At 44.3% G+C, this 19,318-nt stretch carries 21 protein-coding genes; 3 read left to right on the forward strand and 18 right to left on the reverse strand.

What is annotated here, in order from left to right; translation table 11 throughout:
* Positions 1 to 43: 43 nt before the first annotated feature.
* The 7 genes from FS736_RS05620 to FS736_RS05650 all read right to left on the reverse strand — a co-directional run bounded on the left by FS736_RS05620 (position 44) and on the right by FS736_RS05650 (position 5,661).
* Positions 44 to 1,978 (reverse strand): ABC transporter permease, encoded by a 1,935-nt coding sequence (locus FS736_RS05620; protein ID WP_144475373.1) that lies wholly within the window; start codon positions 1,976 to 1,978, stop codon positions 44 to 46.
* Positions 1,968 to 2,729, reverse strand: coding sequence for an ABC transporter ATP-binding protein (locus FS736_RS05625; RefSeq protein WP_144475374.1), 762 nt, complete (start codon positions 2,727 to 2,729; stop codon positions 1,968 to 1,970). Before FS736_RS05625 ends, FS736_RS05620 begins: the two co-directional genes overlap by 11 nt.
* A 99-nt stretch (positions 2,730 to 2,828) precedes the next feature.
* Positions 2,829 to 3,830 carry a sensor histidine kinase gene (locus FS736_RS05630; RefSeq protein WP_144475558.1) on the reverse strand — a complete coding sequence of 334 codons (1,002 nt, stop codon included), beginning with the start codon at positions 3,828 to 3,830 and terminating at the stop codon, positions 2,829 to 2,831.
* Positions 3,830 to 4,519, reverse strand: a complete 690-nt coding sequence (locus FS736_RS05635; protein ID WP_144475375.1) for a response regulator transcription factor — start codon at positions 4,517 to 4,519, stop codon at positions 3,830 to 3,832. The genes FS736_RS05630 and FS736_RS05635 overlap by 1 nt, the downstream gene beginning before the upstream one ends.
* Positions 4,520 to 4,618: 99 nt before the next feature.
* On the reverse strand, positions 4,619 to 4,909 hold the full coding sequence (locus FS736_RS05640) for a hypothetical protein (protein ID WP_144475376.1): 291 nt from the start codon (positions 4,907 to 4,909) through the stop codon (positions 4,619 to 4,621).
* Positions 4,910 to 4,930: 21 nt separating this feature from the next.
* Positions 4,931 to 5,224, reverse strand: a complete 294-nt coding sequence (locus FS736_RS05645) for a hypothetical protein (RefSeq protein ID WP_144475377.1) — start codon at positions 5,222 to 5,224, stop codon at positions 4,931 to 4,933.
* Positions 5,225 to 5,298: 74 nt separating this feature from the next.
* Positions 5,299 to 5,661: a hypothetical protein gene (locus FS736_RS05650; protein WP_144475378.1), complete on the reverse strand. Its 363-nt coding sequence runs from the start codon at positions 5,659 to 5,661 to the stop codon at positions 5,299 to 5,301.
* Between the two features lie 203 nt (positions 5,662 to 5,864).
* Between FS736_RS05650 and FS736_RS05655 the strand changes: the two genes are divergently transcribed.
* The gene (locus FS736_RS05655; RefSeq protein WP_144475379.1) at positions 5,865 to 6,305 is read left to right on the forward strand and encodes a YtoQ family protein; all 441 of its coding nucleotides are present in this window, start codon (positions 5,865 to 5,867) and stop codon (positions 6,303 to 6,305) included.
* A gap of 645 nt (positions 6,306 to 6,950) precedes the next feature.
* Here FS736_RS05655 and FS736_RS24170 read toward each other — a convergent pair.
* Both FS736_RS24170 and FS736_RS05660 read right to left on the reverse strand, forming a co-directional pair.
* Entirely contained in the window at positions 6,951 to 7,118 is a 168-nt protein-coding gene (locus FS736_RS24170; protein WP_186326676.1) for a hypothetical protein, read from the reverse strand.
* 29 nt (positions 7,119 to 7,147) lie between these two features.
* Positions 7,148 to 7,804 (reverse strand): L,D-transpeptidase family protein, encoded by a 657-nt coding sequence (locus tag FS736_RS05660; protein ID WP_260983531.1) that lies wholly within the window; start codon positions 7,802 to 7,804, stop codon positions 7,148 to 7,150.
* A gap of 200 nt (positions 7,805 to 8,004) precedes the next feature.
* On the opposite strand from FS736_RS05660, the gene FS736_RS05665 reads away from it, so the two are divergent.
* Positions 8,005 to 8,499 (forward strand): hypothetical protein, encoded by a 495-nt coding sequence (locus tag FS736_RS05665; RefSeq protein WP_144475381.1) that lies wholly within the window; start codon positions 8,005 to 8,007, stop codon positions 8,497 to 8,499.
* A 179-nt stretch (positions 8,500 to 8,678) separates the two neighbouring features.
* Here FS736_RS05665 and FS736_RS05670 read toward each other — a convergent pair whose 3' ends face one another.
* The 3 genes from FS736_RS05670 to FS736_RS05680 are packed head-to-tail and all read right to left on the reverse strand — an operon-like array spanning position 8,679 to position 10,497.
* A complete protein-coding gene (locus FS736_RS05670) occupies positions 8,679 to 9,215 on the reverse strand; it encodes a ferric reductase-like transmembrane domain-containing protein (protein ID WP_144475382.1) in 537 nt (178 codons plus the stop codon).
* The gene (locus FS736_RS05675) at positions 9,212 to 10,186 is read right to left on the reverse strand and encodes an FAD:protein FMN transferase (RefSeq protein ID WP_144475383.1); all 975 of its coding nucleotides are present in this window, start codon (positions 10,184 to 10,186) and stop codon (positions 9,212 to 9,214) included. Before FS736_RS05675 ends, FS736_RS05670 begins: the two co-directional genes overlap by 4 nt.
* On the reverse strand, positions 10,108 to 10,497 hold the full coding sequence (locus FS736_RS05680; RefSeq protein ID WP_144475384.1) for a hypothetical protein: 390 nt from the start codon (positions 10,495 to 10,497) through the stop codon (positions 10,108 to 10,110). The genes FS736_RS05675 and FS736_RS05680 overlap by 79 nt, the downstream gene beginning before the upstream one ends.
* A 224-nt stretch (positions 10,498 to 10,721) precedes the next feature.
* Here FS736_RS05680 and FS736_RS05685 point away from each other — a divergent pair, with 224 nt between their 5' ends.
* Positions 10,722 to 10,967 (forward strand): DUF2164 domain-containing protein, encoded by a 246-nt coding sequence (locus FS736_RS05685; protein ID WP_144475385.1) that lies wholly within the window; start codon positions 10,722 to 10,724, stop codon positions 10,965 to 10,967.
* A gap of 1 nt (position 10,968) precedes the next feature.
* Here FS736_RS05685 and FS736_RS05690 read toward each other — a convergent pair whose 3' ends face one another.
* From FS736_RS05690 to FS736_RS05715, 6 genes are all read right to left on the reverse strand, one after another.
* Entirely contained in the window at positions 10,969 to 12,342 is a 1,374-nt protein-coding gene (locus FS736_RS05690) for a sensor histidine kinase (protein WP_260983532.1), read from the reverse strand.
* Positions 12,332 to 13,006, reverse strand: a complete 675-nt coding sequence (locus FS736_RS05695) for a response regulator transcription factor (RefSeq protein WP_144475386.1) — start codon at positions 13,004 to 13,006, stop codon at positions 12,332 to 12,334. Before FS736_RS05695 ends, FS736_RS05690 begins: the two co-directional genes overlap by 11 nt.
* A gap of 115 nt (positions 13,007 to 13,121) precedes the next feature.
* Positions 13,122 to 13,712, reverse strand: coding sequence for a hypothetical protein (locus FS736_RS05700; protein WP_144475387.1), 591 nt, complete (start codon positions 13,710 to 13,712; stop codon positions 13,122 to 13,124).
* Between the two features lie 20 nt (positions 13,713 to 13,732).
* Positions 13,733 to 14,164, reverse strand: coding sequence for a hypothetical protein (locus FS736_RS05705; protein WP_144475388.1), 432 nt, complete (start codon positions 14,162 to 14,164; stop codon positions 13,733 to 13,735).
* Complete coding sequence (locus tag FS736_RS05710; protein ID WP_144475389.1) at positions 14,161 to 17,760, reverse strand: AAA family ATPase; 3,600 nt, start codon at positions 17,758 to 17,760, stop codon at positions 14,161 to 14,163. The genes FS736_RS05705 and FS736_RS05710 overlap by 4 nt, the downstream gene beginning before the upstream one ends.
* Before the next feature lie 187 nt (positions 17,761 to 17,947).
* Positions 17,948 to 19,138 (reverse strand): MFS transporter, encoded by a 1,191-nt coding sequence (locus tag FS736_RS05715; RefSeq protein ID WP_144475390.1) that lies wholly within the window; start codon positions 19,136 to 19,138, stop codon positions 17,948 to 17,950.
* Positions 19,139 to 19,318: the final 180 nt, after the last annotated feature.

Below are 19,318 nucleotides of genomic sequence, written 5' to 3' on the forward strand. Positions count from 1 at the left end.
GCACCAAAAAATCAAAAGCACAGGGCAAACCCCTGCGCTTCTGTTAAAGAGATTCCCGAATAACTCTCTTAGAATGAACCACTGAAAGTATCGCGAAAATGGAATACAATGCTGTATAAAGTCCCATGACAATCAGCATCGGCCACCATAACTCGGTGCCGAAAAAGAACCAGCCGGATTTGACGGCGAAGTAGCTGTGCAGCAGGCCGATTGATAGTGGGATACCGAAATTGAATGCCTGTTTTGCCTGGATTCCCTTTAGTAGATCACCCTGTGTGAAACCAAGCTTTCTTAAAATCGTATAATTCGGCTTTTCGTCTTCTGTCTGATCCATTTGTTTAAAATAAAGGATGCAGCCCGACGTGACGAGGAAGGTCAGCCCAAGGAAACCGACAATGAACATGACAAGCCCCATTTGTTTCTTTTGGGTATTTTCATTATCCAGGCGAGATTCATTGAGATCATTTTCCTGATTTTCATTGAATAGTTGATTCGCCTTCACTAAATCATTCTCGTTTTTAATATCAACCCCAATATACAATGAATAGTCTCTTTGGATGGAAGAGTCCAAATCACTCTTTAATTTCTCAAATACGGACTCATCGACAACGGCCACAGGAGAACCACCGAAATACCGGGAAACAGGATATTCCTTTTCCATTCCAATGTACTGCAATGGAATAGCATGATTTTTTCCGATGATCTCAATCGGTCCTGAATCTTTCATGGAGATGAATTTCATCATAATGTCACTGTAACCTGTCAGATAGGTTTCATCCTTACTCACTTCACTTTGACCTTCCGTCTTTTCGCTAATGACCGAGACCCCCATCGATTTAGGATCCTGGGTGTATCCATCCATTTTCAGTCCGATGATTTCCTCTGCGTTCATTACCGCCTGGAGAACCTCAATCCTTTTCTCCGCATAACCGATATCCTGCGACTCCAACTTCTCCATAAAATCAGCAGCAGAGTCAGCATCAACAAAAGCAAAGTTATCTGGAACATTATTTTTGGCACTCTGTTCTGCAGAATAATAGGAGATATAGCTTAAAGACAATAAGCCGATCGCAAGCGCTGATACCGTGGTGATGATCGTTAACACCAACGCATTCGACTTCATCCTGAACATGATGGAGGATAACGACAGCACTTCATTTATATTTAAATACCCATCCTTCTTTTTCCGGATGAGATTGGCAATGAAGCTGACAGAACCTTTGTAAAATAGATAAGTCCCGATGATGACCGACGCTAAAATGAACACCATGGCGAAGAAGAGTTCGTTCACGGTTGTAAAGTCCCCTTCGAACAGCTTGGATGACACATAATACCCGATCCCAATCAGTGTAATGCCAAGAATGCCTATCATCATCTCCCAGAAAGAAATCTTTTTTGCCCGGCCTTCAGCACTTGAAATGACCCTGAACAGGGATAGAATGCTCTGCCGTTTAATGAAAAGATAGTTCAACAGCAGCATCAATACATAGATGACCGAAAAAACGATCAGTGTCTGCACGAGGGCTGTTCCGGAAAAATGAAGCTTCGCAATCCCTTCAACCTGAGTGATTTTGAACAGAATCATGATGATTAGCTTGGATACTGAAAATCCAAGGAAAACACCCGCCAGCAAGGAGCCATAATAAAGGAGGAAGTTTTCAACACTCAGGATCCGAAAAATCTTGCCCTTTGTCATTCCGACAAGCTGGAATAGGCCGATCTCCTTGCTTCTTCTTTTGATAAAAATGTTATTGGCGTAGGTCAGGAAAATCGTCACGATGGCCACGAGTAGAACAGATGCCGATTTAATAGCGGCCCCTCCTTTAATCGAACCCTTCGTTTCATGCATGGAAGGATCATATTGAAGGGTGACGAAGGCGAAATAAAGGCCGACACTGAACACCAATGCAAAAACATACAGATAGTAATTTTTAAGGTTCTTCTTCAAATTACGAAGAATCAGCTGATTAACGCTCATGGTGCACACCGCCCAATACGCTCTGGGTTTTCATGATGTCCTTGAAAAATTCCTGTCTCGTCTGGTCACCTTTATTCAGTTCAGTATAAATAAGACCATCCTTTATAAAAATTACCCTGCCACAGTAGCTTGCCGCAACTGGATCATGAGTGACCATCAGAATCGTTGCCTGTCGTTTTTGATTCAAGTCACTTAGTTTATTCAAAAGGTCTGAAGCTGATTTCGAATCCAGCGCGCCCGTTGGTTCATCGGCAAAAATAATGCTCGGGTCATGGATGAAAGCTCGTGCAGCAGATGTGCGCTGCTTTTGCCCGCCGGAAATTTCATTTGGATATTTATTCTTCAACTCCAGAATTCCGAGTTCCGCGGCAATCGCTTCGAACCGCTGATCCGCTTCCTTTTTGGGCGTCTTGCTGACCGAAAGTGGCAAGAGGATATTTTCCTTCACTGTCAGTGTATCGAGGAGATTGTAATCCTGGAACAAAAAGCCCAGGTGCTGCTTGCGGAATTCCGCCAGCTGCTTTTCCTTCATCCCGGTAATCTCGTTCCCTTCAATCTTGATCGAACCATTGGTGACCTTATCGATAGAAGAGAGGACATTCAAGAGCGTCGTTTTACCCGATCCAGAGGCACCCATGATGCTCACGAATTCCCCTTTGAAAATTTTAAGGTCGAGCCCTTTCAATACTTCCTGTTTATTAAACTTATTTCCATATGTTTTATGAAGTTTGGCCGCTTCCAATAAAATCATGTTCACACATCCTTTCTATGATAAATTCATTATAAAATCCTGCCTGTATTCTTTCCTTCGATTCAGGTAACAAATCAGCAAAGGCATGTGACATTTTTGTCACATGCCTGTTATCCGGACAAAATCATTGCTTTTAGGGAAGGTCAGCTTGAACGTACTCCCTTTGCCTGGCGCTGATTCCACATCAATCTTGATTTTCAGTGAGTCCGCTGCTTTTCTCGCCAGGTACAGTCCCATCCCCGTTGCTGCATTGTCCTGATGATGAGCAGTTGAAGTAAATCCTTTTTCAAAAATTCGCGGGAGATCCCTGGAATCGATTCCCCTGCCAGTGTCGGCAACTTCGAGGATAGTCTGTCCGTTCCGCTGGTCGCTGGTGATCAGAATATCAGATCTTTCGCTATATTTAACAGCATTTGTCAGCAGCTGCCTGATGATAAAGGCAAGCCATTTGGCATCGGTCATAACCTCTTTCGACTCCAGGTCAAAGTCGAAGCCGATGCCTTTTTGGATGCACCAGGACTGCAGGGTTTTAACCTCGCTGAAAATCACACTCTCCAAATCAGTCTGCTCTATGTATAAGTCATTTTCCATGAAAGGAATCCGTCTTTGATGCAGCTGTTGATCCAGTAAAAGGTGAATCCGCAGCCACTCATAGGTCATTTCTTTTTTCAGCGTCTGATTCTCAAGCCGATCAATCATCAAGCTCAAAGCTGTCAGCGGAGTTTTCACCTCATGGATCCAGGAAAGCAATTCATCCTTTTCCTCGTCTAGCATCCGCTCATTCTCGGAAACTTTATTTCTCAGCCCTTCGAAATGGCGAGTGATGCTTTCTGCTGCCATCCTTTCAAAAGGACTGAGGAATTCCCTGTGTGAAAAATCCATGGTATCTTGCGCTTCTTCAAGCTCTTGATAAAATTTCATTTCCTTTTGATAACGCATCACTAAAAAAACCATAAAAATAATGAGCGATAGAAAGACATAATAAAGAATTGACGTGAGTGATACTGCCGAATCTATATAAGCGATGAAAACAGCGAGGAACTGAAGCAGCAAAAATAACAAGATCCAGCTTCCCCGTTCCTTCAAGTATGTAGTAAACATCATCCATGATCCTCTTCAACAGCCATATATCCCTGCCCAATCTTCGTTTCGATTTTATGGCCAAGCCCGATTTCATCCAGCTTTTTCCGCAGCCGATTGACATTGACCGTCAATGTGTTATCGCTAATGAACCGCTTATCATCCCACAAGCTGTTCATGACTTCATCACGGCTGACAATCTTATTCTTCTGTTCAATCAGCAATTTTAATATGAATATTTCATTCTTCGTCAATTCGATCCGGCCCAACTCATTTTCAACGATATTCTTATCATAATCAATCGTCGCCCGGCACCATGTTTTCAACTGGTTCTGCGTCGTATTATAATTATAGGCACGGCGAAGGATTGCCTGGATTTTCGCAATCAGCACATCAAAATGGAACGGCTTCTGGACAAAATCATCCGCCCCCATCTGCATCGACATCACCATGTCTGTTGGATGGTCCCGTGAAGAAAGAAAAATAATCGGCACATTCGAATGGGACCGAATCATCCGGCACCAATGAAACCCGTCAAACCTCGGCAGCTGGATATCGATGATCACCAGGTCAGGTTTGATATTGCTAAAATCACTCATCACATCGCTGAAATCCGTCACCCCATAAACCTCATACGACCATTGCGTCAGACGGTCCCGGATCTCATTGAATAACGACGCATCATCCTCAATCAATAAAAGCTTTAACAACTAGATCACCACATTTACACTTCAATATCACTATTGTATAGGAATATTTTTCTATATGCCAGATACAGACTGACCGGAAGCCAGCCCTTTCTCAATCATCTATAACGAAACCGACAATCTCCACAGAAAAAATATCGCCGCAACTGCCAATCCTGAAAAGACGGTCTTTTTACTGATTTTATCGCCTTTTTCATTCATGGCCCTTAAAGCAATCGATCCTGTTATCAATCCAGTTATAGATAAACCCAGGAATAAGTAGGCATAGGGTTCATTGCCCTCCAAATGAATAGTTCCATCTTCATCTGCTGCATTGAAAGCCCATAGGATGCCCCAAATTAAAGTAACAGGAATAACTATTGCTGTTATGTAAGTCAACACCTTCTTCGACATACCATCACCAGCTTATTTTAATTAGTTTAAAGACCTTACAACACCCCAGGCAATAAAGAGTAAACCCATAACAATGCCTGTAAACACAGCTTTCCTAGTTATTTTGCTGCCCTTTTCTTTTACACTATTAAAACCAACTCCCGCCAAAACCACGGCTATTAACATGAGGCCAATAAATAGAATAAGAGGCATCTCATGTTTTGTCGGGTCGATCACTCCCTCTTCTTTTTCCACAAGATATCCCCATATACTAAAACTTCCGAAAACCAAAATGCTGTATATGTAGGAAATGGCTGTTAAAGTCTTTTTCTTCAATGATTTCACCTCTATATTTATCTGCTTAATGACATTCTCTCAGAAGAAGGATGACACCCACTGACAAACCGAAATTATCTACTGGTGAAACTATCATCCTTAATCAATTTCTCCCTTCTCTTTTTAACGATAAAATGAAAAACAGGTAAATAGATGACTTTCGCTGGTATCACAATGATTTGCAGCATGAAATAGATGACATATAACCAGCCGATTCCCTGGCCAGTCTGGTCTGATACGATATCAAATTGTGTCATTAGGAAGAGCGATAAAGCTACCACCGCGATGGGTCCCAGTACCAGCAACAATATGTTGCCGAATATCTTCCACCCGACATAAGATGTTGGTTGAACTGAAAGTTTATATTGAAGGACACTGCAGCCGTACCATATCCCCCCGATTGCCGTTATCACGAGCACAAACAATACAAATCCCATTTGGTTTCCTCCATACATTCATATTCTTTTTCATGTAATACGGACTTTTTTAAAAGAAGTTCCTGGGTCTTTCGTACCCTTTGCATGTTTTTTCCAAACAGCCATCCTTTGAACAAAATCGGGACGACAACCTAATCCCTTTGATTCCTCAGCAAAATTCTTTATGATGAAGTTAGAATTTATTTCATTAGGAGGGTGTTACGATGGAATTAACTGTATATCTAGCAGGTCAAATTCATGATGATTGGCGCGACCAGGTGGCCCAGAAAGCAAAGGAGCGAAACCTGCCCCTCACCTTCGTCGGACCGCAGACAAACCATGACCGCTCCGACCAGATTGGCGAGGAAATCCTCGGCACACAGCCAGGCAACGTCTACAAAGATGACGCCGCATCAGATATCAACAACTTCAGGACCCAGGTCCTTATGTCCAAATCCGATATCGTCATCGCCCTGTTCGGCGAAAAATACAAACAATGGAACACCGCAATGGACGCAAGCACCGCGATTGCCCTAAACAAACCAACCATCATCATCAGGCCAGAATCCTTGATCCACCCGTTAAAAGAGCTTTCCAATAAGGCTAATGTTACGGTAGAAACGGTCGAGCAGGCACTTGATGTCATCAGTTATATTTTTGAATAATTGCGAAAAGGACGATCCTGGTGGAATCGTCCTTTCGTTTTTATTGGTGACCTCTTTTTTCATTTTCAGGCGTTTTAGGGCACCAATACGCCTTATTGTTGATGCTATTATCCATTTACTGGCTTTCCAGTGCTCCAATGCGCCTTATTGGTGACCCCATTATCCATTTACTGGATTTCCGGTGCTCCAAGACGCTTTATTGATAATCTAATTATCCATATACTGGATTTCCGGTGCTTCAATACACCTTATTGATGACCTCATTATCCATTTACTGGATTTACAGTGCTCCAATATACCCTTTTGGTGACCTCTTTATCCATTTACTGGATTTACCGTGCTCCAATACATCCTATTGGTGACCACTTTATCCATTTACTGGATTTAGCGTGCTCCAATACATCCTATTGGTGACCCCTTTATCCATTTACTGGATTTGCCGTGCTCCATTACACTCTATTGGTGACCCCTTTATCCATTTACTGGATTTGCTGTGCTCCAATACACTCTATTGGTGACCCCTTTATCCATTTACTGGATTTGCCGTGCTCCAATACGCTCTATTGGTGACCTCATTTTCCACTTAATGGATTTACAAAAAGAGGGACGGTTCAAAAAAAAAAATCGTCCACCTCTCCACTTTTGTTATAGTCCACCACAGTTGGGAGAGTTTTTTTGATCACCCTCTGCGAAATCAGCACCTTCTGCAACGGATTCCAGCCCGTAACCTGTTTCGCTGATTTCCAATACCTCTTTGTTTTGTAGGTTAGTTAGGTTTTCGTTATACATGGCGTTCTCTTTATTTTTCCTCATGACAATCCTCCATTTTTTGGTTGCTTTTTTTACTCCAGCAATCCCAATAATGTATATTCACGAATCGATACCCCGCCAGTAACAGGCAAATGATTTAGTTTCTGAAACTGTTTGACAGCATTCTCCGTCCCTTTATCATATATCCCGTCAATCGGCCCAAAATAGAGCCCCATGACTTTCAGCCTATTTTGAACAAGCTGGACAAGATTGCCTTTTGATCCATAAGCGATATTTTTAAACTCTCCCTCTCCGACTCCAGTAAGAGGACCTTCGATATAAACCCTTGTCCCTTGAGGAATCATATCGAACAGCTCTTCAACATCCTTATTGCGCATCCGTATACAGCCGCTGCTGACATTTTTGCCGATCAATGTTGGTTTATTGGTGCCATGGATACCGAAATCTCCCCAGGGAACATTTAATCCGAGCCATCTCGAGCCAAATCCCCCACCCCAGCCACTGGATTTGCCCACAACCGTGAACATTCCAATTGGTGTAGGAGTTTGCTCATTGCCAGGAGAAATGTCGTACTGTCTGGTTACTTCATTTTCTTTAAAAACCAAAAGCCTGTTTGTCCAAAGATCGATTTTTATGTAGATGTCATCCTGTTTTTCTCCATACGTCCTTACTTGTGAAAATAACAAAAGAATTGCAATAAAGGTCAGTGTTTTAATAATAAACTTCAAGCCCGTCCCCTCCGAAAGCAACTTACCGTCATTAGATTTAACGACAGGAAACGTAAATATACAGACATTTTTTGGCGGTTAAATCATATGGCTTTGCTGCCTCGTTGAATACTGTAAGAATACAGTAGAACTGCTTGACGAGGAGGATGAATAATCCATAGGGAATTTCAAACACTAAAAAAAATAAAGGGGTGAACAAGTTGCTTGCCAATTTCTTTAGAATTTTTAATGCAGTAGTATTATGGACAATCACTTCAATCTTTCTTCCTAAACAATCCTTCAAAAGGTATTTACCTGTCACTTTATTTTGCTCTTTTCTATTACTAACTGTAGAAATGATAAGTCCAATATTTAATTGGTGGGTTGTAAAGGGTGGTTACAAATATAGGGTTTTTGACGCATTGGCTTTTATTTTAGGTCCATTTTTCACAGTTAATTTATGGGTGTTTCATTTTACATTCGGTAAATTCTCTGTATATGCCATTTCAAATCTAGTTATGGACTTAATTTTTGCTTATATATTCGTGCCGATTTTCCAGAAAATCGGACATTTTAAATTCAAAAATTTCACTTCAACTAAAATATTTTTGCTTTACTACTCATTTGGTTTACTAAATTATGCATTTCAAAAGTACTTCGAGAAACCTGCTGCCAAAGAAAATACACCCATAATCTCAGAACACGTTTCCCCTTAAAACTCTTTAGTTAAATCTAGAGAGTTTTTTCACATATACTGTCCCGGTGCACTGATTATTCAATTGCTAAAAAATCAACAAAAAAAGAGATGCGAATTAGCGTGCTAATTCCATTTCTCCAAAAGGCGTCTTATCTGTTTTCAGAGTGAGATTCACTCATTCCCCTAAAACAAAAGCATTCACGTTGCAACCGGCCGCGCTTTCCTCTTTTGGCTTACTTTTTTCAATACTAGAAAAATGGTTGCCATGCTGACAATCAAAACAGAGCCTCCATATAAAGCCACGGCCCACAATGATTCTGTATCTGTTCCAAGAAAAAGGCCGTGAATCACTGATAGGAACCAGAGCGGGAACACGAGATAATGTGCTTTTTTCCAGGCTGATCGCCCGACTTTTTTCATGAAATCAGATGTTAAGATCACAATGATCAATAAATAAACCGCGATTGTTCCCAATCCTGACAGGATCGGTTCATACGATGCTGAAAAGGGGATGAGCAGTTCCGAAACAGAAAAAGGCTCATAGTTATCAAAAATCAGCAGGTATGCATGGATTCCGATGAATAAAAGGGCTACCTGGCCAATAATTTGATGGAAACCAAGGATTGAACCTCTTTTCCGCGGAATATGGCTGTATATGCCCATCAAGAGTGATAATGTCAGCAAAAAATATCCTGTCAATCCTGTGGCGCGGATCGCAATCCAAATCCAATTCATTTCGCTGCCTCCAGTCGTTTGTAAAGTCGTGTATCCCCGCCGATGGCAATTTTGTCCTTTTCAAAGTAAACAAAATAAGCTATTCGCGGAAAATTCCTGTAAAGCAGTGCTTTTGCTTCATCAAATGGAAGGATGCATAAAATCTTCGCCGCGGTTTCAGCTTCCATCGCGGTATTGGCAATGACGCTTGCCTGCAGCACTCCGTTAAAAGCAGGCTCACCTGTCCGGCCATTAAGGATATGGTGATATTCCTGATTCCCTCTTGTCCATCTCCGATAATTTTTCCCTGAAGTGACAAGTGCTTTATCGGTGATCGACAGCTTGATCATGTCCTCTCCCATTAAAACGGGATGTTCGATTCCGACCTCATGGGATCCGAGCACCGCGAGATCTCCCCCGGCATTGATCAGAAAACGATTCACACCCTTCTGTTTGAGATGTTTAATCCCTTCATTAATGATGTATCCTTTTCCAAAGCCTCCGAAGTCAAAAAGAAAATCCCTTTTTTTGATTATCCAGCTTTTCGATAGCCTCTCAATCGGTTCCCGGGAAAAATGCTTTTCGGCAAACCCGGTAAAAACAGGCTGATATTGTTCATGAAACGACTCGGAATACCCATTCGCCATCATCTCTTTTCCAAGGAAAGGATGGACATAAAAATCTGATCTCCTTGCGAGCTGAAGCGATCGATCAAGGAGGTCTGCCAGGGTAGAATCCAAATAAATTGGAACATCTAGTGGACTGTGATTGACGAATGCAAGCTGATTTTCGGGAATGAACCGGCTAGCCTTTTGCTCGAAATCTACAATCATTTTCTTTATCTGTAAATGAGCATCGAGATCCATTCCTGAAAGCAGGATGCTGCTATTCATCGCTCTGAACTTCGTCTCAATCATCGTGATGTCCTCGAGCTGCTCTGCTCCTGCCGGAAGCCTCTTTCCGGAGCATTCACGATTTGGTCTTGTCCCCATGAAGTCCCTTGTTCCTGCTGTTCACTTCTGTAGTGATCGTCATCATCGTCTTCATAACCTTCATCATCATGCTCTTCATACTCATCATCGTCATCATGATCTCCGTAATAACGATCGCCCTCATCATCGCTGTATTCGTTTTCCTCATAGCCTTCTTCATTAAATGCTGAAAAATTTTCACGAAGCCAATCCTTTTCCGGAACTGAATTTTCATTGCCTGCAGCCTTTTCGTTATTCATCACCAGGCCGCCAAACGTCAGAGCCGTAATTGTACTGACAGAGATCACTGACCACTTTACTTTTTTATTCATGCAGGAACTCTCCTCCTTATATCCTTTTATGAGTATCACTATATCCACGGATGGTGAAAATACGGTGAAAAGGAAGAGTTAACAAAACAAAAAAAGTATAAACCATGGTTCGGTTCATACTTTTTATTTGTCTTGTACATAAAAAAAACTTTTTTTAAAGTCTGCAATTTGCTGTATTCAGTTTGTATAGTTACAAATGTAAATACATTAAAGGAGTGGTTTCAATGTTCATAAAACTATCAAAAGAACAGCAAGAGACGATGATTGCTGACATCCAGGTTTTCTTTTCACAAGAAAGAGGGGAAGAGTTAACCGAATTTGCGGCTGAAAGAGTTTTAGACTTTGTCAAAACATCGCTTGCTCCTCATTTTTACAATGCTGCGATTTCAGACGCCAAGATTGTGTTGGAACAACAGTTTTCATCGCTGGAGGATGAGTTGCTCACTCTGGAACGGCCTATACAACGATAAGTTAACTTCTATTGGCGAAAGGCAGCTGCACCACAAACGTACTGCCTTTCCCATATTCACTGTTCACTACAATTGTGCCTTGATGAATGTCAACAATCCATTTGGCGATCGAGAGCCCCAGTCCGTAGCTTCCTTCTTGCCTTGACCTGGCCTTGTCTGCGCGATAAAAACGGTCGAAGATGAACGGCTGCTCCTCGGGACGGATTCCGATTCCTGTATCACGGACTTTAATCGTCAGTTCATCTTGTTTTCTTGATAGAGCCAGCTCAACTTCCCCGCCATCAGGGGTGTATTTTAACGCGTTATCCAACAGGATATAGAGAAGCTGCATCAATCGGTGCTCGTCACCCTTGCCAGGAAGTGTTTCAGGTGCATGGAATTGAAGTTTAATTTGCTTCTCATGTGCTATTGGATTCATCGCGTCCACTGCCTTTTGGGCCACTTCTGTAAAATCAAAAACTTCATCATTCCGCTCGATTTTACCTGAATCTGACCGGGCAAGTGTCAGCAGATCGCTCACCAGTCCTGTCATTCTTTTCACTTCATCCTTCATATTAAAAAGCATTTTACGGACCATATGATCCTGTTTATCATCGATCGTCATCTCGATCGCATCGATGGAAGAAAGCATGACACTTAAAGGCGTCCTGAGTTCATGTGAGGCATCCGCGACAAATTCACGCTGTCTGTCAAACGCTGAACTAATCGGGACCATCGCCTTTTTCGACATCCTGCTGCTCAGGAACCAGGCGACCAGTAAGAAAACAAGCAGCAAACCAATCAGGATACCGAACAGCCAGGTAAACATCTGATAGACAAAAGAAATGTCCGTGCCGACATACAGGTTTCCGATTTCACGATCGTCAACCGATACCTCTTCCTTTGCAATCAAGAGGCGGATGTCCTTCCGAAATAACTCACTATGATCCTCGTGCTCGTCTTCTTCGTCCTCCTCGTAGGATAAATCGACCTTCACTTTCCGCTGGAAAAGTTCCTGAGGATCAAGTGCAGACAATAACTCCGGCCGAGCCTTCGGAAATGCTTCATTCCCTGCAAGCAAGTCACCTTCCGGACTGATGAGATAGACAAAAACCTGGCCGGGACCTCTTAATTCCAGTTCATGCTCCTGAAACTCGCCAACTCTTTCAGGGTTCCTCTCAAGGAATCTTTCCAATCTTTCAGCTTCTCCTTTTGCCAGGGTCTTCACTTCCTGCTCGTGGTCCTGCATGATCACCAAATAAAGCACAGCGAACATGACGATGGAAAACAGCAGCAGGAAGCTCATCAACTGGCCCAAAAATCCCTTCGTCAGCCGCCGCTGGGTCCGTTTGAAGATATTCTGCTCTCTTTCACGGCGCAAGGACTTAGTTTTCAATTTTATACCCTACCCCTCTGATGCTTTGAAGCAAGTCATACTTGCCAAAGCTGTCCAGCTTTTTGCGTAGCAATTTTACCGTCGCATCGATCGTTTTCGTTGATACATCCGCGTCCAACCCCCAAATCCGCTCCAATATAAGCTCCCGGGGCAAAACCTGGCCCCTGTTTTGCAGCAGCAAATCGAGCAGCTGGAATTCACGGGGACTTAGCTGGATCTCCTTGTTTCCATCACTCAACACCTGGCCGATCCGGCTTAACACAAGATCACGATAATGTACCTCATCTTCCACAATCGGAGCAAAGTTCCTCCTTGTCAGTGCCCTGATCCTGGCAAGGAGTTCGTCAATCTCGAACGGTTTGATCAGATAATCATCCGCACCGGCATCAAGGCCATTGATCCTGTCCTCGACCGAATCTTTCGCCGTCAGCATCAATATCGCCCCTGCATATCCCTCTTTCCTCAAGCGGCGGCAAACCTCCACACCAGACCCATTCGGCATCATCCAGTCCAAAATCAGCACATCATAATGGGAAGAAGTACTGTAAAAATAAGCATCCTCCCCTTCCTTCACCCACTCAACCTGATAACCAGCTTTCTTCTTTAACATATAACTGATCAGCTCGCCAAGCTTCAGGTCATCTTCCGCCAGTAAAATATTCATCGCCCTACCCGCCATTCCGAATACTATATTTACTTTTATTTTACCTCTTTTTTAAGCAAAGGGACGTACCCTTTGCTTCCGGAATTGGATGCAATAAGTACGTCCCCATGCTTCACTACAGCGGTTTTACCGTATAAGTATTCCCGGCATTCACGCTTACGACGTTATAGTAGGTGATTTTATCATTCGGGAATTTGACGGCGTATGAGATGCCGCCTCCAAAATCCTTAAGCCCCTTGATTGTCACCGTGCTTGGGACCGGGATGGAAATGGCAGCGGGATTATTCGCCAGGATAAGTTTTTCTTTCACTGGCTGTCCATTGACCAGGATTTGAACTTCATCATTGTCTTCACTGTTGAAATCCCAGATCAGCATTTTTGCTTCACCACCGGAATCTCCTACGGTCACTTCAAAATCCTTAGCAGTGATCCCTGCGTTCGTTTCGTCTGTCATAAGGCTTTCTCCTGCAATCGTAGACTTGCTGATCCGATTGGCGACCACTTCTTCCGAGCTTCCTTCTGATGAATAGCCGCCAGAAACCATGCTTAAGCCAATCGCCAATACAATCGCTAAAATGGTGCCAAAGAATACTGGCTTTCGATGGCTATGTTCGTGGTAAATGATTTCCGGCTCCGCTTCTTCCTCATCGCCGGCCCATTGATTGTCCAGTTCATACTCAGCATCTTTTTTGAATTTTTTCCGCATCGCTAATCCCTCCTCCTCCGTCAGCGCACCATCTTGTAGCTAATCGGGTATTTATAATACCAGTACGATAGAAATGCTCTTCCTAACAGGATTGATAGCACCGATAAAACGATCGCGACCGTTTTTCCGATCATCATTTGATCTGCCCACAGGTTGGCAAATGTCAGGCTGAGTTCCATCACGATAAAGCTGACAAAGCACATCTGGAAAAAAGGAAGCAGCACCGGGAATTTGCGGTAGAGCCACGAGTGATACTTCATCGATAAAAAGAGAAGGAAGCCAAGCAAGGCAATCCCGCCCAAGCCCAGACCAAGTCGCGGCGCTCCTAATTTATAAACATCTAGAAGATCAAAGAAAGTCATCAGCGGTCCAAAAACGATGACGAGTGCAGTGATTGGAAATAGAAAAACGTAGAAAAACAAAGACCATAAAAATTTTATGATTTTTTTCATCTAGCAACACCCCCGGCCTGTAAAAAATCCTCCTGCATAAGCAGCGTCAAATCCTCTAATGTTGGCTCGTCGATTTCACTCAGCCTCAATGCATGCGCACGGATGGCGGCTTCGCAAATATTCCTTGCCAGACGGCCATTCCCTGCAGAAGCGTTTCCTTCTGCACTCTCAAATAGTGCTTTGAGTGCCTGGGCTCCGTCAGGGCTCAGCTCGTATCCCTTCGGCTTCAGCAGGCGTCTGCTGATTTCCACAAGTTCATCAACTGCATAATCAGGGAAATTGATCACATTCGGGAATCTGGAACGCAAGCCTGCATTTGAATCCAGCAGCTGTTCCATATCATCCTCATAACCTGCTAAAATCACAATGATATTCTCGCGGTGGTCATCCATGAACTTCACAATCGTATCAATCGCTTCCTGCCCGAAATCCTGTCCGTCGCCAAATAAAGCATACGCTTCATCGACGAATAGAATGCCGCCAAGTGCCTTCTCCAAAACTTCCCGTGTTTTCAGGGCAGTTTGGCCAACATACCCGGCCACCAGTCCGGAACGGTCCGTTTCCACGATATGATCCAGTTTGATCACACCAAGTTCCTTCAGCCTTCTGGCCAGAATCCGCGCAATCGTGGTTTTACCAGTACCCGGGTTGCCTTTGAACACCATGTGCAGCGATTGCGCACCCATATCTGGCAGACCCATCGCCTTCCTTTTATTCGCCACTTCGATCTGCGCTGATAGTGAGCGCACGAAGGTTTTGACCTCATCCAGGCCAACAACAGATGCCAGCTCCTGCAATGCATTTTCCTTCGGCTGATCCTCCAGCAGTCCAAAATCAGCCAGGGTCAATCTGTTCAATTGATCCGGCCCGACATTGTCAGTTTCAACGATCCTGACCGCCTGATTCCTGATGGCCGCCTCAAGCGTATTCCTGACAAGACGTCCGTTGCCGCTGTCGTTTTTTCCTGGAATCTGTTTCTTTCCATAAAACTCAGCCAATCCCTGTTTCACACCTGCATCCAGGATGAAGCCTTTGCTCTTCGCCTGTATATCAGTGATTTGCGTAAGCTGTTCCTGTGTATAGTCCGGGAACTCAATTTTCAGCGGGAAGCGCGAGCCCAACCCCGGATTGCTCCGTAAAAACTGTTCCATTTCATCGGTATATCCAGCCAGAACCACGACTAGGTCATTGCGGTGATTTTCAATCAAGCGAACAAGGGTATCAATCGCTTCTTTGCCAAACCCTCCGCCTTGAACTCCTTCTTCCACAAGACTGTACGCTTCATCGATAAATAACACTCCGCCTAATGCAGACTGGACGACCTCGGTAGTTTTGACCGCTGTCTGCCCCATATATTCGGCGACGAGATTGCTGCGGTCCACTTCGATCAGATGGCCTCTTTTTAAAAGGCCCATTGATTTCAGCATCTCAGCAAGCATCCTCGCCATTGTCGTCTTGCCTGTCCCTGGATTTCCGGAAAAGACGATATTCAGTGTCTGCGACTGTTCCGTCAAGATGCCAGCCTTTTTCCGCTTTTCATTCGCGAGGATTTGTTTTTCGAGACTCCTGATAAAATCCTTCACATTCTCCAGGCCAACGACTTTTTCAAACGCTGGCTCGAGCTCAAACTTTGGCCGTTCGGCAATTCCGAAATCCTCGGCTGTTAAAAGCTTATAATCCCGGGCACCTGTTTCCTTGTTGAGACGCACCGCTTGCTTGCGGATTGCATCCTCCAGCATGTTTCGGACAAGACGGCCGTTCCCGGCATCATTCCGTCCGGAAATCTGCTTAGAATCAAATAGTTCAAGCAGCTGTTCCTTGATGCCTGGATCAACCATGAAGTCCTTCGCCTTTGCCATTCCCGTCAGAATCTCATACATCTCCTCGGAAGAATAATCCGGGAATTCGATAATATAAGGGAATCTCGATTGAAGGCCAGGATTCATTTTCAGAAACCCATCCATCTCATTCGTGTATCCGGCCAGGACCATGACCAGATTGTCCCGGTGGTCCTCCATTCCTTTTACCAGAGTGTCAATGGCTTCCATGCCGAATGGGTCCTGCTTATTCCTGGACAGAGCATACGCTTCATCAATGAACAACACGCCGCCAAGCGCACGTTCAATCGCAGCATTGGTTTTTGGAGCAGTCGAACCAAGGTATTCCCCGACCAGATCCTGCCTTGCAGCCTCTACCAATTGCCCCTGGGAAAGCAGCCCCATTGCTTTGAGAATCCGAGAGACGAGCCTTGCAACGGTTGTTTTACCTGTGCCAGGATTCCCGGTGAACACCATATGTATTGCCATTTTACCAGCCGTTTTGTATCCGGCCTCCTGCCTCATCTTTTCGGCCTTCACCGTTTCCAGCAGTTCATGAACCGCTCTTTTTACTGTATGCAAACCGGTCAGGCGATTTAGTTCATCCAGCAAGTCTTCGATTTTTTCTTCTGCCACCATCGGAATCGATTTTAACAGGAAGCTTTGCTCATCCTTTACAGCCAGCAAATCATCCTGCTGCAGCTGAATCGTAATAAGATCTCCCGCAAGGAAAGTCCCCCTTGCCCTTAAATCGACAAGTGCCTGATAAAAATCCTTTTCTGCCAGACTCTCGATGGCCTCGCCATATTTCTTCGTTGCCAGAATCCGTTCTACTAAACCAGCAAACAGTCCATCGTCGAATTTTACCGTCAACTGCGTCTGGCTCTCGAGCCTGCGTGCTGCAGCCTGGAACTTGCCCCTTAAGATCGCCTCTACATCCTCGGGCATAAGCGGTGCCGAAATCGCATAGGATTGAATCCCTTTTAAAATAGGAGCTGGTATTTTGCTCGCTACCTCTTTCGGAAGCTGTCCATGGACTTCTTCCTTCAAATCGACGTCGCTGTAAAAGACAAGAAAATAATTCGAAGCATCGACCATCACACTGTTGGACGTCCGGAAAAAGCCATGCTGCACCAGCCTGGAAACATACTGCAGAACCTCAGCATCAGCCTGCTCGATCCCCAAGAAGCAAACCGTTCCGACCCCATACTCAAAGGCCGCGGAACAATCGAGGACGAAATTGCTGTGGATATCCTTCTCGGTGTAATTCCGCAAATCAATCGTCGCAACCTTCTTATAAGGTACAAGCTTTTTCTTATAGAGCTGATCAATCAACAGCTGCAAAGTCGTAAACTTACCTGTCCCAGCTGGACCCGCAAGCAGGATGGCATTTTGCACCTTGCCTTTTTCCCTTTTGAAAAAAGCCTTTTTATAGGAAACCAGCAATTCATCAATGAACGCACCCTGGCGCAGGATCCTGCCGTTCAGTTCTTTTTTGATTTCCGCGAAAATCGTATCCAGTTCGTCATTGGATCGATTCAAGCCCATTTGCTTGATGCCATACTTCGCATCCTTGACCACTTCCCCGACCGCACCAGCAGAATGGGGAACATGCTGCGGATTGCCGCCAACCGATTCCGTCCTGAGCGCACCCGAATGAGTCATCGTCTGAGCCTGCGCGCCCATCCGCTGCTTTTTGCCCCTGAATCCCTTTGCCTGGACATAATCCACCAATTGAAGCTCAGGCAGTAAAATACGAAGCCATTTTTGGAAACCCATAGTTAACCTCACCTTACGAATGATTTACTTTCATTTTAAACCAGTTTATAACATTTACAATTGATTTTTCCAAAAATAAGAAGTACAGGGGTGTACCTTTCATTCTTGATTTGGAAGCAAAAGATACGTCCCCGTGCTTTAAAATAAAAAAAGACAACGGGGGTACCGTTGCCTCAATGTTTTACACTTAAGCTCTCTTTTGTTCAATTGACATACTCCATCTGGTCAAAAGGATGGCTCCCATCACCATCACTCCCCCAATCCACGGCGTGTGGATCAATCCGATGGAGTCCACAATCAGTCCGCCAACAAACGCTCCGATCGCGATTCCGAGATTGAATGCGGCTATATTCAAGGCGGATGCGACATTCACAGCTGCCGGGACATAGCGTTCTGCCAATCGTACAACCAGAACCTGAAGCCCCGGCACATTCATGAACGCAAACATGCCCATCAAGAAGATTGTGATGACGCCAGCCACCTTGAATGGCGCTGTAAACGATAGAATCACGAGTATGATCGCCTGGGCTATGAACATCCATAACAATGCCTTCAACGGATTCTTGTCGGCGGCTTTTCCTCCGATTGAATTGCCGATGGCAACAGCCACTCCATAGACAAGCAGGATGATGCTTACCACTTTTGGAGAAAACCCTGATATATCCTGAAGGATCGGAGTCAGGTAAGTAAAGGCGACAAAAGTGCCGCCATATCCCAGGGCGGTAATGGCGAAGGCCAGCAGCAACGGCCCATTGCCCAATATTTTTAGTTGATCACTGAATTTTGCCGGTGGTGCAGGCTTAATATTTTTTGGTATAAGGATTGCACTTGCGATAATTCCTACAACACCTAATAATGCCACTCCTCCAAATGTTGCCCTCCAGCCGAACAGCTGGCCGATGAAAGTCCCAAGCGGCACGCCAGTTACAGTGGCGACGGTTAAACCTGTGAACATAAAGGCGATTGCGCTTGCTCTTTTATCCTCAGGGACAAGGTCAGCGGCAATCGTCGAGCCAATCGAAAAGAAGACTCCATGAGAAAAAGCAGTGATGATCCTTGCTGCCAACAGCAAACCGAAGCTGGTCGAAATCGCTGCAATTGAATTTCCGATGATGAAAATAACCATTAAAGCCATAAGCAAGGTTTTGCGGCTCATTTTATTGGTCAAAGCTGTTAAAATCGGTGCTCCAAATGCTACACCCATTGCGTATCCGGAGATTAACAACCCGGCTAAAGTGATCGAGATATGCAGATCTTCAGAAATCGTTGATAATAATCCAACAGGTACAAACTCAGTCGTACCAATGCCAAATGCACTGATTGCCAAAGCCAAAAGGGATAATGGTCCCTTGTTATTATTTCGTGTATGTGAACTCATAAAAAGGTTTCCTCCATTGCAGATTATTAAGTTGACCCGCGAAGGCGCCTTTCACGTTTGGCCAACATGAATGCAATTATGAAGGATACCTGATCGCTTGAGAAGTACGCACTTTAAAGTTCCGTAGGCACCCTCAGGTGATATAGGCACCAAAAAGTGCCCTATACTACTTATAGAAAT

Origin of the sequence: Cytobacillus oceanisediminis 2691 (assembly GCF_007678455.1) — a bacterium.
Lineage (GTDB): Bacteria > Bacillota > Bacilli > Bacillales > Cytobacillaceae > Mesobacillus > Mesobacillus oceanisediminis_A.

Excerpts from the sequence above, each read along its gene's own strand:
- FS736_RS05620 (WP_144475373.1), bottom strand. The coding sequence starts at position 1,978 with ATGAGCGTTAATCAGCTGATTCTTCGTAATTTGAAGAAGAACCTTAAA.
- FS736_RS05625 (WP_144475374.1), bottom strand. The coding sequence starts at position 2,729 with ATGATTTTATTGGAAGCGGCCAAACTTCATAAAACATATGGAAATAAG.
- FS736_RS05630 (WP_144475558.1), bottom strand. The coding sequence starts at position 3,830 with ATGTTTACTACATACTTGAAGGAACGGGGAAGCTGGATCTTGTTATTT.
- FS736_RS05640 (WP_144475376.1), bottom strand. The coding sequence starts at position 4,909 with ATGTCGAAGAAGGTGTTGACTTACATAACAGCAATAGTTATTCCTGTT.
- FS736_RS05650 (WP_144475378.1), bottom strand. The coding sequence starts at position 5,661 with ATGGGATTTGTATTGTTTGTGCTCGTGATAACGGCAATCGGGGGGATA.
- FS736_RS05655 (WP_144475379.1), top strand. The coding sequence starts at position 5,865 with ATGGAATTAACTGTATATCTAGCAGGTCAAATTCATGATGATTGGCGC.
- FS736_RS24170 (WP_186326676.1), bottom strand. The coding sequence starts at position 7,118 with ATGAGGAAAAATAAAGAGAACGCCATGTATAACGAAAACCTAACTAAC.
- FS736_RS05670 (WP_144475382.1), bottom strand. The coding sequence starts at position 9,215 with ATGAATTGGATTTGGATTGCGATCCGCGCCACAGGATTGACAGGATAT.
- FS736_RS05675 (WP_144475383.1), bottom strand. The coding sequence starts at position 10,186 with ATGGGGACAAGACCAAATCGTGAATGCTCCGGAAAGAGGCTTCCGGCA.
- FS736_RS05680 (WP_144475384.1), bottom strand. The coding sequence starts at position 10,497 with ATGAATAAAAAAGTAAAGTGGTCAGTGATCTCTGTCAGTACAATTACG.
- FS736_RS05685 (WP_144475385.1), top strand. The coding sequence starts at position 10,722 with ATGTTCATAAAACTATCAAAAGAACAGCAAGAGACGATGATTGCTGAC.
- FS736_RS05695 (WP_144475386.1), bottom strand. The coding sequence starts at position 13,006 with ATGAATATTTTACTGGCGGAAGATGACCTGAAGCTTGGCGAGCTGATC.
- FS736_RS05700 (WP_144475387.1), bottom strand. The coding sequence starts at position 13,712 with ATGCGGAAAAAATTCAAAAAAGATGCTGAGTATGAACTGGACAATCAA.
- FS736_RS05705 (WP_144475388.1), bottom strand. The coding sequence starts at position 14,164 with ATGAAAAAAATCATAAAATTTTTATGGTCTTTGTTTTTCTACGTTTTT.
- FS736_RS05710 (WP_144475389.1), bottom strand. The coding sequence starts at position 17,760 with ATGGGTTTCCAAAAATGGCTTCGTATTTTACTGCCTGAGCTTCAATTG.
- FS736_RS05715 (WP_144475390.1), bottom strand. The coding sequence starts at position 19,138 with ATGAGTTCACATACACGAAATAATAACAAGGGACCATTATCCCTTTTG.